The following is a 14,641-nucleotide window of genomic DNA, read 5'->3' as shown; positions in this document are numbered from 1 at the left end:
CCTAGGGGGCTTCCTCCACCACCCGGAACCCATCCACCGCCCGCAGCGTCGCCCCGACCACCTTCGGATGGATGAGCCGGATATTCAGCTCGGGTTTGGCGGCACGATCACTGGTGCCAAACCCACATTCCATCGTCGTCGGGAACGCCACATTCTCCGCCCGACAATCTTTGAACGTGATGTTTTGAGGCGAGGCGTCCTCCTGAAAACCCAGTTCAAAACCATAGATCCCATTTCTCTCCCGCCCCTCCCGACGCCAGTAGTTTTTCGATCCCGTTTCGCGGGCCACACAATGGATGAACTCGATGTTTTCACATTCGGCCCCGATGGTGAAGCTTCGGTAAGCGGCGTGCTCGGAGACGCAGTTGATCACCTTGCCGTTCTTTTGCGGGTGAGCGTATTTGAAGCCGTAGGCAAAGCTGTCGCTGATGCGGATGTTTTCCTGAACGAAACCATCCACACCTTGGCCGGTCAAATCAATGCCCTCCCAAGTGGAGGTGATCACGCAATCGCGCATCACCAGATTCTTCACGCCACTGACGGTCACGCCATCCGCCTGCCAGGGTAAGAACTTGCCATCCACCTTTGTGCCGATGCGTTCGATGCGTGAGTTCGTGATCTCCACATCGTCTGAACTGCCGATCGTCATGCCCGTGAGCTGCTCCTGCACCCGCACACGCATAAAGCGGCCGGCTCGTTCATCGAAGTCATAGATGGGGCTGTTATTCCACCCGAAATCACCGCCCAGCACCGCAGCTGTGAACTCCATGTCACCTCGGTAAGGGGCCCAAAGGATATCGTGAATGTTCAATCGGTCCATACGCACCTTCCGGCAACGATGAACGAACAGGCCCGCGCCCTTGCCATCACCGGTGATCTCAATGTCGGTCAACGTCACCGGACTGGCATCCACCAGATAAAGCCCCGCCGAATTCGAATGCATGCCCGCATCGGCATGATGACCACGCAGCACCTGCACCTTTTCCAGACGGATCGAAACAGGCTGGTTTTCACGTCCGTGGATGAAGAGGGTGCGGAGATTCAACATTTCGCGCAACGCTTTGAGATCATCACCCGTCACCACCGGATCTTCCGGGTAAGTGGCCACACCATCGTAGCGTAGCCAAGGCAAGCCCTTGACCATTTTCGTCAGCGCCTCCGCCGGTTTCACCTGAGGGGTCTCCTGACTCGCTGCGGAGCGGATGTAGGGAGAGGCATCCCAGGAGCCCTGCGTCTGCTTGAGGATGACGTTGCGCAGATCCACATCCACGCTCACGGAAACCGTGCCTTGAACCGCGTAGGTGAGTCCCTCGCCATCCAGAGGAGTCCCGGCAGCATCCTTCAAAGCTTTCTCAATCGCCGCCCGATCATCCGTGACTCCATCTCCGACAGCTCCCTTGGAGCGAAGCGTCGCCGGGGTCGCCATGGCCGATAACGAAAAACACAGGACGCCCAGGGCGCTAACGAGAGATTTCATGAGGAGCAGAGGGAGACTCCAACGCGTATTTGCACCGCGCCTATCGATTCTCCTCTGAAAGAATCCCTCCCCGTGGGCTTTTTTTCCAAATGGCCAGCCTCCGGTCCCCCCCTGCCTTGTAGGGTGGACAAAAACGCGGGGGCATGCTAAAACCACCTCTCTCATGCCCGATCACCACCCCCTAACCACCGCTCTATTTGCCCTTGCGGCCCTGCCCAGCTTGTCCCTGGCAGCCCCCGCGAAAGTGGACTTCAACACTCAGGTGAAACCCATCCTCGAAGCAGCCTGCACACACTGCCATGGCGCGGAGAAGGACAAAGGAGACTTCCGCCTGCATACGAAGGAAGACATGATCAAGGGCAATGAGAATGGCCCGGGGCTGACGGCCGGTGACCTCAAAAAAAGCGCGATCTACTCCACCCTCATCCTGCCGCATGACGATGATCTGGTGATGCCGCCCGCCAAAGAAGGCCTCTTGGACGCCAGCCAGATCGAAGTGATCAAAGCCTGGATCGAACAAGGCGCGGAGTGGCCTGCCGGAGTCACGCTGGAGGTGAAGCCTCGCATTGACTTTGTGAAGCACATCCAGCCGATCCTGGAGCAAAACTGCGTGAGCTGCCACAACCCCGAGAAGGACAAAGGCGGCTGGATTTTAAGCAGCAAGAAAGAAGCCTTCGAGACCGGTGACAACGCGCCGAACATCACCGCTTTCGACCTGAAAAGCGCCATCGTTCATCTCACCACCCTGCCTGAAGATGATGATGACCTGATGCCTCCGGCCAAAAGCGGCGGCCCGCTGAAGAAGGAAGAGATCGCCATGCTGAAAGGCTGGGTCGAACAAGGTGCCGTCTGGCCCGAAGGTGTGACCCTGAAAGCCAAAGAAAAAGGCGCAGCTCCGACGAACAATCCAGACACGCTGGAACTGGTGAAGAAGATCCACGCCAAAATCGTGGCCACCTCCCAGGAAAAGGCGGAGGCGGACATGAAGTCTTACGACGCCAAGGTGCCGAAGACAGGTGCCCCCTACTCCATGGTGGCGCTGAAGAGCGGTGAGTTCATGATCGGCAGCCCCGACTCCGAAGCCAATCGTGCCGACGATGAAGGCCCTCAGGTGAAGGTGCAGATCAAACCCTTCTGGATCGGCAAATACGAAGTGACCTGGGATGAATATGAGCCCTTCCAATTGACCGCCGAAGGCCGCAACAAAGACGGCAGCCGCAAGGTGTGGTCCCCGGACGACAAGCCTGAAGACCTCATCTCTCAGCCAACTCCGCCTTATCAGCCGATGGACTTCGGCATGGGGCGCAATGGCTTCCCTGCCATCTGCATGACTCAACATGCGGCTAACAAGTATTGCCAATGGCTGAGCGCCCAGACCGGACACTTCTACCGCCTGCCGACCGAGGCTGAGTGGGAATACGCAGCACGTGCCGGCACCACGACCGCTTACTTCTTCGGTGATGATGCCAAGGATCTCGGTGAGTATGCGTGGTATTTCGAGAATGCGCCTAACTTTCAATACAGTTTAGTGGGCAAGAAGAAGCCTAACCCATGGGGCCTGTATGACATCTACGGCAACGTCTGCGAATGGACGCTGGATCAATACTCCGAAGACACCTACAAAAACTGGGCCGCCAATGCCGCCAAAGGCGTGCTGGGCAATCAGTGGGTGCCCTCGAAGACACCGTATCCTCATGTCGCCCGTGGCGGCACCTATGATGATGATGCCGAGTTCCTGCGCAGCGCCTCCCGCCGTGCCTCTGAGCCCGCTTGGAAGCAGCAGGACCCTCAGCTCCCCAAGAGCATCTGGTATCTGACTGATGCTACCTGGCTGGGCTTCCGCATTGTGCGTCCGTTGGAGATCCCCACCGTGGAAGAAATGTTCGCCGCTTGGAACAACGGCGTCGCTCGTGAGTAAGCCTCTCCTTTGAGCTTTCCTTTGCCATGCGCGGATCTGAAAAGGTCCGCGCATTTTCTTTTTCGATGAATGAAATGCCGCCGGAAGGGTCTAACGCAATATCAACCATGCCTGCTCCAACCTTAATGGATAAAGAGGGTCGTCTTGGCAGCGGCCCTAACCTGCCCCAACCTCCCCCTCAGCCGCCCAGCGAAAAGCAGATTCAAGAGAGCTTTTGTGGCCGTCTTGAAGATCGCACGCTGCTGCAAGGCCCTAACCATCGTCTGACCGAGCTGAAGCTGCTCTACGAGGTCCTGCGAGATTTCATGCGCGGCTTCCGCAGCCTTCATTTCGTCGGCCCCTGCATCACCGTTTTCGGCTCTGCGCGCTTTGAGGAAACGCATCCTTATTATCAGCTCGCCCGCAAGGTGAGCGCCGCCGTTTCACGCCTCGGTTTCACCATCATGACCGGTGGTGGCCCCGGCATCATGGAAGCGGCCAATCGCGGTGCTAAAGATGTGAACGGCCGCAGTGTCGGCTGCAACATTGAGCTGCCTTTCGAGCAGAGCCACAACCCCTACCTCGACCGCTGGGTGACGATGAAATACTTCTTCGTCCGCAAGGTGCTGCTGATGAAATACAGCTATGGTTTCATCATCATGCCCGGCGGCTTCGGCACCCTTGATGAAGCCTTCGAGGCTCTCACCCTCATTCAGACCAAAAAGGTGCGGAACTTCCCCGTCGTCATTATGGGCAGCGAGTTCTGGGGGGAACTCAAAACCATGATCGAAAGCATGGTCGAGAAAGGCACCATCAGCCCTGAAGACCTGGACCTCATCTGCTGGACGGATGATGTGGATGAAGCCGTCCGCCACCTGGAAAACCGCGCCGTGAAGCAATTCGGCCTCACCTGCGAAGTCCCGCCAAAGAGCAGCTCTTGGCTGTGGGAAAAGGGGCTCTGAGCCGCTTTCCCCATCCGCGTCTTCACGCGCTTCAATCGCTCGTGAAGGCCGGGCGATGTCGTGGGATCTGCGCCTTGAAATCGCCCAGGCTATTCCAGTGGGCACGTTCATCGAGATCCACTTCAGCGATGGCCAAGGTGCCCCACTCGGTGGCTTGGGCCAAGACCTCGCCGTAATGGTCGTAGATGCCGGTGATCATCCAATCATTCTTGCGTGCATCCGTGTAGGTGCTGCTGACCAGATAGACATGATTCTCGCAGGCTCGGGCGGCCGCGAGCTTCGGATTGCAGCCCCACACAGGCCAGGCGATGACCTCAGCGCCTTTCAGGGTCAAAGCTCGGGCCACCTCAGGGAAAAACCCATCGTAGCAGATCATCAGCCCCACTTTGCCGAACCGCGTCTCGAAGACGGGATAATCATGACCCGGGGTGATGCCTTCCTCGATCTCACTGCGCGGTAAACTGACCTTGCGATACTTGCCCACGAGCTGTCCCTCCGGTCCGATCAGAGCCGCTGTGTTGTAGATGACCGCTCCATCACGCTCGACCAGACCGGCGACGATGTAGAGATCATGCTTTTGGGCCAGCTTACCAAAGTAGGCCGTGCTCGGCCCAGGAATGGGTTCGGCGCACTCATGCATCTTTTTCCCCGTGCCATAGAACGTCAGCGTCTCCGGTAACACCACGAGGTCAGCTTTCTGTGAAGCGGCTCGGGCAATCAGGTCTGCAAACTGGGGCGGCTTTTCCGCGGGCTCCTTGCCTGCCTTGGGCTGAAGGTGCACCGAGGCTAGCCGAACCTTGCGAGGAGTCGGTGCAGGCACAGCTTGGAAGGTGACATCACTCCAGCGGACCCGCGCCTGCGGAGCCCATTGCAGATAGAGTTCGATCTTCGCCTGCTGCGCGGCCTGCGGAGCGTGCAGGATCTCATCAAAGCATCCCCACTCGCCTTCACCACTGCCGAGATCACGTGGATATTCAGGCTCAGCACGCGGGACGGTGCCCTTGGCATACCCCGCCGGGGCCGGTTTATCCCAGGTCACGGGATGCCCCTCCGCGTTCTGCCAGATCACACGAGCCACCACGCTCCGGCGCGGTTCTGCGACGTTGTCATAGTGACGCCATGCGGTGAAGCGGTAGTGCTGCCCGCCTTGCACCGGCAACGTCTGGGTCCAGCAGCCGATCCACTGCTCGCCAGCTTGAGTCTCGATGAGCCAGCTAGGCCCGTTTTCATGGCCTCCTTGCGGTTCCGCACGATGCTCCGGTGTGACTTCGGGACGTGGAGATTGGAAGGTCCACTCAGGCGCAGCCATCAAAGGCAGCGCCCCGGCCCAAAACAACAAAGCCAAGCATCTCATCATGCCGCACTACTACGTCGCGGCGAGCAGGCATCGTTCAGCCAGGCGTCAGATCCGACTAAACGGACGCGCGGCAGTTATCCAAAAGCGCGTGCAGATAATCGGCAATCTGTTCGAAGGCGGTCTTGGAGTCCGAAGCCGCCAGACAAACGAGCTCATCCCGCGCCTCTTGGAGCATGTTTTGCGCGAAGTTCACCGCTTTCTCGATCGCGCCTTCATAGTCGGCGATTCCAGCCAGGATGGAGGTGTCCATCGGCTCACCTTTGAGCAACATCTTGTTCAGCTTCTGCTTCTGGGCATCGGTGGCATCCATCAGCAGATACAGGATTGGCAGAGTCAGCTTGCCTTTGGCCAAATCGGTGCGCAGGGTCTTGCCCGCTTTCTCTTCGTCACCGACGAGGTCCAGGCAATCATCATAGATCTGATAGACCGTGCCCAGCTTCATGCCGTAGCTGTGCAGCGCCTGCTCGACCTCTGCCGAGACGCCATTGAGCCGAGCCCCGAGACCGGCTGCCGCCGCAAAGAGGGCCGCCGTCTTCATCTCGATCATGCGCAGGTAATCTGGCACGGAGAGATTCAGATCAAAGCGACGCTGGGTCTGAAGGATTTCTCCACTGCAAACGTCGCGCGAGGCCTTGGCAATGGTGCGGCAAACCTGGGTGTCTTCAAACTCCGTGGCCAGTTCCAGAGAATACGCAAAAATGGCATCGCCCAAAAGCACACTCAGAGCGCTCCCCCACTTGGCCGCTGCCGTAGGCAGGCCGCGCCGGGTCGCCGCGCCATCCATGATGTCGTCATGCACGAGGGAGGCGATGTGCACCATCTCCAGGATCACGGAGAGCCGCGTGTGCTCCTCGGTCTTTCCACCTGTCGCCCCACCCGCCAGAATGGCCAAGGCGGGACGGATGCGCTTACCGGCTGCCTGGCAGACGTAGCTGACGTATCCTTCCACCGCAGGGTCAAAAGCACGGGCTTGCTCGCGTATAGCCTTCTCGACGATTTCGAGATCGGCACGAACAAGTTCGAACGGGAAAACAGGTGCGGAAACGCTGACAGGAATCTTTTTCATGAACAGGGCGTGGCGGGATACGCCGGTGCCAAATGCACACTCTCTACGTGGCGCACCCCATCTCCTGAGTCAATTACGTCCTGCATGGAATCTGCGGGAGATATTTCACCCAAGTTATCATTCGTGAATGCGCTGAAAATTGGCGAAAAGCTCCACATCCCTTACGTGAAGCCGATTCAGCGAACTTTGACAGCCCAGAGTCCACCTCGCCGACGACCTATGACGAGGGCGAGCATGCCGAAAATCATGAAAATTCCGCGGCTCGGCTCGGGCACAATGGAGATGCTCAGAATCCCGGTGGTAAACAACGAGTCGGTGTTCCACAACAAACCCTGTGGCAGAGTGGGCAGTTCATACTGAACGGAGGCAGCCGAGACCGAACCGGTCAAACCGGACCAATCGAACAAGCGCCATTGGTCATTGATGGCCCAAGACGTCATCCCGGTGGGGTTGGCCACTCTTAACGTGATGCCTGTCTCTAAAGAAACGGCCCCCTGAATGATCGCCAGATCAGCAGCGGCCGCATTTCCCGAGTTATCGCCTAAACCGGCCCCGGAGAACAAATCAAAGCTGAACACCGAGCCCGTGCTGAGACTCAGCAAGCCCGCCCCAGTGGTCTGAAGGGTGAGCACACTGGCGGAGGTGGCTACACGACCCGGCAGTTCTGTCCCAATCTGCAACGTTGCGGCAGTCAGGCTAATGCTCTGCCCACTCTGGAGTGCAATGCGTCCACTCCCCCCAATCGTCGTGCCCGCCTGGGCTGAGACAGAACCGATGCCAAGCCCAGAACCGGTTGTGTTGGACACCAGCAGCATGCCTGCTTCGACAGTCGTCCCACCGCTATGCGGACTGTCTCCCGTAATGATCCAGGTGCCGGTGCCTTGTTTGACCAAAGCTGTGCCAACACTGCCATTGTTACCCACCGACACGATCTGGTTATCACCCGTATGGGTGCCCCGCAGATACAACGTGCGGGCTGCAGTGAGGTTGGTGCCTGAAGAGGTGATCGGGCTGGTGAATCGGAGTGCGCCCGTGCCGTTGTTTTCCAGGACGACGGCGATGTTCTGCACATTGCTGACGGAATTCGTGATGTCGAGAGGGCGATTGGTCACCGAGTCTGTCGTGCCCACATAGCGGATGCCTGCCAAGATGTAGGGAATGGTAGAACCTCCGGCGCTGCCCATCACGATCGTGCCATTGCTGCTTCCAGTGCCGAAGGAACTCGCCACGCCTTGATCTGCCAGCACCGAGACTTCCGCCATGGCATTGCGGATCAGGGTCTGCCCAGCATAGGTATTCGCGGGGCCCAGAGGCAATACCATTGCGGTGAGCGTGGTCGCATTCGTCGATGTGGACACATCATTTACGGAAAGAGACAGATTGTCTTCGTTCTCTCCAGGTCCACCGAGGAAACCCGTTCGGAAGTTATTGTTGGCCGTTGGATTATCGACTGTCAGGGTGGAGATAACGGTGGCTCCACCGACGATCCGGTTATCCGTGCCACTGCCCATGACCTGGAGCCAATCGACGGAAGTATTGTAAGCCGTGCTGCCCGTGCCCAGGATGATCTTGCCGCTCTTTTCGCCAGAGCCTAACAAGAACTCGGTGCTGCCACTGATGGCCCCGGATTGCAAATGCAAGACGCCCTCCTGCACACGGGTGCCGCCATTGTAGGTATTGACCCCTCTCAAGATCAAGGTGCCTGGTCCGCTCTTGGTCAGTGAAGTGGCAAAGCCCGAAATGCTCGGGATGGCGGAGGTGATCACCAGAGGTGCCGCCGTGTTGTTTTGAATGATGGGTAAATCATTGTTCACCCCGACCTCGGGGGTTTTGAGAGTGCTGACGGAGATCGTTTGAGTGAAGTTACCCACCGTGCTGGAGACGAGGATGCCGCCCACAGTCAACACCCGCCCCGTCGTATCTTGCGTGATCAACGTATCCAGAGCTTGCGCGAAACGGAGGCTGGTAATCGTCGTATTCGCGCCAAGCGTCGTGGTGCCAACCCCGGCAGAGATATCGGCATTGCCGACTAACGTCGTCGCATCGGAGGCCGTATATCCACCTGTTGTCAGGGAGGACAGTTTCACGATGTTTCTCACTCCACCAAGGGCCGAATCCGTGCCGAGCCATTCATCGCCGGTCGTCGGATTGATCGACCACATGAAAGGCGCATTCACACTGGAGAGCAGGATCGAGTTATCCGCTCCACCGGTCGTGTTCAGACTTCCCGTGGTAGGCATCGTGACCCCCATGATACCGCCCGTATTACGGGTGAAGCTGCCAAAGCTGAGATCCACACGGCTAGCACCATTCTGGGCCACCGTGAGGTAACTGGTGCCGCCCAAAAGCCCAGTCGTTCCAGATGAGGTCACAGCACCAAAAGCCTGGCTTGTATTGGCCCCGCTTTTGCCCGTGATGAGAATCGTGCCACCCGTAATCGTCAGCGGACCTGCATCCGTGATGCCATTGTAGAGGATGTTCGTCGCATTGCTTGGGCTGGAGCTTTGACTGAAGTCCAAATGCAGCGTCCCTGCATAAAGAGTCGTCGTGGTATTGCTCACCGAGGTGGCCAGGGCCAACGTTCCGTTCCCCTCTTTCTGGAACGTAAAAACGCCTGTGCTGGTGCGCGTGACGGGATCTAGCACGTCGATATTACCCGCCCCGCCGAAGACCAGAATACGGGTGCTGGTGGCAGCGTGCTGGATAGAAGCTCCACTGGCCGTGTCAAAGGTGAGCTTGCCACTGTCGGAATGAACTCGAATCGTCGTCGCACTGCCCAGGGACATGAGGCCGCTTATCTTATTGTCTCCGCTGATGTTGCGGATGCCACCGGCGTTGTTGATACCGGTGCTCGTATTCGTGATGGCTTCCGCCACGGTAATGCCGCCCACCAATTCCAAAGCTGCGCCGATGGAGATCGTCGTGGCTCCAGCCGTGGTCCCGAGCGCATTGGCATGACCGACCCGCAATACGCCGGCGCTAATGGTCGTCGCCCCAGTGTAGTTATTGTCACCGGTCAGGAGCAGCATGCCATTACCCGTCTTGGTCAAGATACCCGAACCGATGCCAAGCCGACCGCTGATCGTCGTATTTCCCGCACCACCGACCGTCAGGTTAAAGCTACCGGTGATCGCATTCGTCGCGGCAGCCGCTTGAATCGTCAGCGTATCTGCATCCACGATGATGCTAGAAGGAGCTAACAACGTGGTCAGCCCCGTCAGCGTGTTGTTCCCCGACAAGCTACGGATACCTCCATCTAAAACCGTCGGAAGCCCAAGGCTGGAGAGATTCATCGCTCGCGCAAAGGTGATCCCGCCGGATAGACGCAGGGATGCCGAATCCATGACCGTAACGGTTCCCGATGTGCCGAGAGCATTGCCATTACGGATTTCCAAAGCTCCTGAAGCGAGGGTAGCCCCACCGGTTTGGGTGCCAGCCGCCGTTAAGACGGTCGTCGAATTCGGGGCTCCATTGACCAAGACAGTCACGGCACCATTCCCGGCATTGTTTGTGATGCCTGAATGAATCGTCAGAACCGACGTCGCTGAATTGTTGGTTAGGATCAATTGCGTGGCTCCGGTGGCAGCCCCTCCGGAAGAGAGAAAACTGGACACCCCAGATTCCCCAATGGTCAAACTCTGAGCGTCCGAGGTCATCTGGACACCCCCATTGGCTCCTAGACGTAAGGTGCTGCCACTGGCTAAAGTCACCCGCCTGCTGATCAGTGGATCTGCCATTGTCAGAGTGCCCAGATAGGACAGCGTGCCGGAGGGGGCCACATCCCCTACCGAGTCAGAACCCACCGTGAGATGGTTGCTGGCATCACTGCTGGGAGCTAGCCCTGTCTGAAATGCTGTTGTCCCAGTAAAGTGGGTCAACGTCCCGCTCTGCACCTGAGCCCAAGTCATGCGTCCATCGGCCGCTTTAAAGGTGGCCCAGGCTCCCAGAAATCCATCAGCAGTCGTCGTCGTGATGCTGCCTTGCTGAGGAGCACTCAGAGCTAGCATGCCCGTCGTGGTTCGACTGATGCTACCGAGGGTCAGATTCATCGTGCCTCCAGCACCGGACACCACGTCAATGGCCGAGCGTGTCCCTTGAACACTCACGTTACCAAAGCTTTGAGAGTTGATCTCCCCTGCCTTGCCATTCACGATCAAAACTGAGCTTCCCAACGTGCTGCCGAGCAAATCCAGCCCCCCAGGAGTGGCCACACCATGGTAGAGAATGTTCTCCTGCGGGGCACCCGTGCCGGCAAAGTCCAAGATCGTGATGCCGCCGGTATTGCCTGAAGTCGCCCGCCCTAACACCGTCTTACCGCTATAGGTATTGGCCGCCGTCAGCGTCAGCGTTCCATTGGACTTGGTCAGCGAAAATCGGTGGAAGTTATACCCTGCGCCATTGTCCGTGATGGGTGCATTGATCAGCAGACCCGTGTTTGTCGAGTGCATGAAGACCCCCATATCCCCCGTCATGGTGATGCCTCCCGAGAGAGTCACATTGCTACCCGTGACGCGGATCGCCCCATAGGTGTTGGCATAACCTGAAGCGCTGATCGGCATGGCGAAATCCACATTGCTCGGCCCAAGCGTCAGGGTGCCATTCGTCTGCACAGTGATCGAACTGACATTGGAAACAGTGCCCAGGGCTGTGATGCCCGCATAAACATAGCTTCCAATCGTCAATGTCCCCGTAAGGTTGGGATTGGAGGCCATATTCAGGTTGATGAACTGCGTGACCGCCCCGCTACCCGCCGTCTTCTGCAGCGTCAGGTTACTGCCCTGCAAAACCAAGTTACTCCCCAAAGCGACAAACTGCGATCCCCCCGAGGAAAAGTCGGCGAGTTGGATCAGACCACCATCGCCAAAATTCAGCACCGTGCCCGCCGCCGCGCCATTCAGGCTATATTGAGTCCCAGAGACGGGGGTCGTTGTCCCCAGAGGCAGAAAGGTGAGCCCTTTCAGATTCATGGATGAGGCAATCGTAATGACGCTCGGGTTGACCGGAGAAGTGCTGCCGAATTGAGCCGTCTCCAAACCCGTGTTGGCCCAGGTCGTATTGGCCCCCAAAGCATCAATCCAGTTCGACGTCGCCCCGACGCCTGTATTCCAGGTTCCAGAGCCATTCTGAATGCCGCTGGCAGCACCGGTGCCCGGCGTTTTATCCCAAGTCAGCACCTGGGCGTGAAGAACGGAAGGCAAAAACAAAAAGGCCTGAAGGGCCATCCAAAGACTGAATCTGGATGAAGATTGCTTCGTGGGAGTTCTGAGACAGGAAGCGAGTGGAGGATGTTTCATGGGGCACGATGCCTCCCTGAAGCCAGGCTGTGGACATCCTCCGGCAGTGAAGCCGGTTTCCAAAACAAGCGTCCGGGGGGTTACAACCGATTAAGCACCGCTCATGCCAGAGCCTTGAAAGCCAACCGCATTGAGCACAATAATACGGGATATCGTTTTCCAAAGATATGGTTAGGCCTTCACCTCTTTTCGTGCAAAATGACCCTTCTTTACAGCCCCACTCGTGACGGCATTCAAGCCACCACCCCACCTACGCCTTAGGTGAACTTATCCACAGGCTAGATCGTGGATAAGTGTCCCCAAAGAGCGCAGCTTCGTGTTCATCGGTAAAGATCCCATCCTTCCCGCCGCTCATTCAGTCCCATTGGAGCAGTCGTTTAGCCTCACGCAGGAGGAAGCCTGCATCCGTAAACGGCTCCCAACTGACATCCCACCAGCGCACCTTGCCGTGCGCATCCACCAAGACGGCGGCGTGCAGGGGTTCCTGCTCAAAATCATCGTAAGCTTTGAAGCTTTTAAACATGGTTAGGCCGGGATCACAGAAGAGCGAGAAAGGCGGCAGCTTCTTATCCGGCATTTGCTCGGTGATGCGCCCCGCCAAGGACATGGGCTCCAGGGTAATGGCGGCCAGTTCGATCCCGGCTTTCCGATAGCTCGGCGCTTCTTTGGCAAACGCCTTGATCTGCTGCATGCAATGACCGCAAGCACTGCCCAGATAAAAGAGGAGCAGATGCGGTTTCCCGTGGAAATGCTCCGCCGTCACAGGCTGGCCCTCCAGGGTCAACGCCTCCCAGGTGGGAACCTGGGGGGGCTGCCAATGGATAGGACCTAAGGTATCCAGGGCGGGGCGCTGACCACTGTCTTGACGCACGGGCGCTGGAGCACGCCAGTCCCCCTTCACCCCCAGTTGCTTGGCCAGGGCATCCATCCGTTGGCTCACAGGTAAATGACGATCCATGGCAAAGGCCAGCTTGCCTGCCTTCTCCAGATCTTGCTTGGCTTCAGCTTTCTTATCGAGAGCCATCTTCAGTTCGACCTTGGCCAACTGAGCTGCCAGATCTTCGGGCCAATCTTTTAACAAGGCTTCAGCCTTCGCTTTCTGGCCGAGCTTCAACCAAAGTGAAGCCGCCAGCGGTTTAGAAATATCCTTCTGCACCGCCTCGACGATGGCTGCGGCATCACGCCGTGGCAGCAGCACCGCATGGCAAGCCTGCAAGGTTTTGAGAGCTTCCGCCGCCGGGCCTTCATCAGGCTTGTCTGGCTTCTTGTTGTCCTTCGACTTTTCTTGCTCCCTATCCTTCGCCTTATCTTTCTCCTTGGCCGCCTTGGCATCCGCTTCACGTCGCTTTTTCAGCGCGGTTTGATTGAGCGTTTGCAGTTGATTCAGCGTCGCCTCCAGAGCGTTGACCTCATCCTGTGCATAGAAGGCCAAACCACGAGCTTTCAAGCGTGCCGTCTCCGCATCCGCTGCGTCGGCCATGGGCCTGACCCATGGGCCATTCGTCACGCTCAAGACCTCCTCCCATATCTCCCAGGTTTGCAGGGTCTCCAGCAGGCGAATGACTCCATAACGAGCGCTCCCCTTCTCCAGCGTGTTGTATTGCGGATGTCGGGGATTCTTGATCAAACTTTTGGCTAGGCCAATGGCATCCTGAGCACGCCCCAGTTCATTGAAGGTGCGCACCAGCCACTCTTCATTGTGGGCGTAGTTGTGGATCTGGTCTGGGAGAATCCAGCTTCGCGTCATGGAGGCATGATCCACCCGTGTGCTGGCTTCCTGTTGCCAGGCGGCATCGTCATAGCGTTTGAGTTTGGAAAAGGTGTGCCCGGGCATGTGCCACATGTGAGCGATGCCTGGGGCGGCTTGACCATTGCTCGCCGCAGACTTCAGAGCACGAATCGGCTTGCTGCCATCCCACAGGTGAATGCGGTAATGATGCGCCGGATGCTCGGGATTGACCGCGAAGACCTGGTCCAGCAAGGCATCCACCGCCTGGGGACTGGAGATCGGGGCTTGGTCCTTGGCATGCCAGATCTTCCAGGCCAGAAAAGCCTTCGCCTCCACATCCTCCGGGTAGTCTTGAACGATGGTTTCCAGATCTCGGATGAAATCGAGCGCGCGCTGTTTTTTATCGCGCTTGTCGTCGTTGTAAAAGGTCTCCAGCGTGGTGATCCACAGCTTCTCCTCGGCACCGGCTTTCGCCTTCAAAGCCACCGCTTCCTTGACAAATTCACGCGCCCGTTTGTCATTGTTCACGTTGGCCATGGCCATGCCCCAGTAAGCCATCGCACAATCCTGATCGAGCACCGCCACCTGCCGAAAGGAACGCTCCGCTTCATAATACAAGAAGCCATGAAGCTGCCCGACACCTTGATTGAAAAAGGCCTGGGCTTCTTGGCTCGTCGTCGTCACCGGAAAGCTCACCTTGCCCGTGCCGGGAATCAGCACTGCGGCTTGGCGTGGACCTTCATTGAAGGCTTCACCATGGGCTGAATGGCCGGGTAAGGGCTCAGCGGCATGGCTCGCAGCAAGAGACAGGAAAAGGGACGCGACTAACAGACGGTTGGACATAGGCGACAGGAGACTA

At 57.9% G+C, this 14,641-nt stretch carries 7 protein-coding genes; 2 read left to right on the top strand and 5 right to left on the bottom strand.

All coding sequences use genetic code 11. From position 1 onward, the window contains the following. Position 1: 1 nt before the first annotated feature. Positions 2–1,477 carry a right-handed parallel beta-helix repeat-containing protein gene (locus tag B5D61_RS09295; RefSeq protein ID WP_176159324.1) on the bottom strand — a complete coding sequence of 492 codons (1,476 nt, stop codon included), beginning with the start codon at positions 1,475–1,477 and terminating at the stop codon, positions 2–4. Between the two features lie 163 nt (positions 1,478–1,640). Between B5D61_RS09295 and B5D61_RS09290 the strand changes: the two genes are divergently transcribed. Together B5D61_RS09290 and B5D61_RS09285 are read left to right on the top strand one after the other, a co-directional pair. After that, positions 1,641–3,395, top strand: a complete 1,755-nt coding sequence (locus B5D61_RS09290) for an SUMF1/EgtB/PvdO family nonheme iron enzyme (protein ID WP_078813065.1) — start codon at positions 1,641–1,643, stop codon at positions 3,393–3,395. A gap of 107 nt (positions 3,396–3,502) precedes the next feature. Continuing rightward, entirely contained in the window at positions 3,503–4,336 is an 834-nt protein-coding gene (locus B5D61_RS09285; protein WP_217698952.1) for an LOG family protein, read from the top strand. 31 nt (positions 4,337–4,367) lie between these two features. Here the strand turns inward: B5D61_RS09285 and B5D61_RS09280 are convergent, their stop codons facing one another. From B5D61_RS09280 to B5D61_RS09265, 4 genes are all read right to left on the bottom strand, one after another. Further along, positions 4,368–5,693, bottom strand: a complete 1,326-nt coding sequence (locus B5D61_RS09280; protein ID WP_078813063.1) for a carbon-nitrogen hydrolase family protein — start codon at positions 5,691–5,693, stop codon at positions 4,368–4,370. Between the two features lie 55 nt (positions 5,694–5,748). Then, a complete protein-coding gene (locus B5D61_RS09275; RefSeq protein ID WP_078813062.1) occupies positions 5,749–6,759 on the bottom strand; it encodes a polyprenyl synthetase family protein in 1,011 nt (336 codons plus the stop codon). A 176-nt stretch (positions 6,760–6,935) separates the two neighbouring features. Then, positions 6,936–11,957 carry a beta strand repeat-containing protein gene (locus B5D61_RS09270; RefSeq protein WP_245846515.1) on the bottom strand — a complete coding sequence of 1,674 codons (5,022 nt, stop codon included), beginning with the start codon at positions 11,955–11,957 and terminating at the stop codon, positions 6,936–6,938. 451 nt (positions 11,958–12,408) lie between these two features. Further along, positions 12,409–14,625 carry a redoxin domain-containing protein gene (locus tag B5D61_RS09265; RefSeq protein ID WP_078813061.1) on the bottom strand — a complete coding sequence of 739 codons (2,217 nt, stop codon included), beginning with the start codon at positions 14,623–14,625 and terminating at the stop codon, positions 12,409–12,411. Positions 14,626–14,641 lie beyond the last annotated feature (16 nt).

Source organism: Prosthecobacter debontii, from assembly GCF_900167535.1.
Taxonomy (GTDB): domain Bacteria; phylum Verrucomicrobiota; class Verrucomicrobiia; order Verrucomicrobiales; family Verrucomicrobiaceae; genus Prosthecobacter; species Prosthecobacter debontii.
This window is presented reverse-complemented; position numbering and strand designations above follow the sequence as displayed.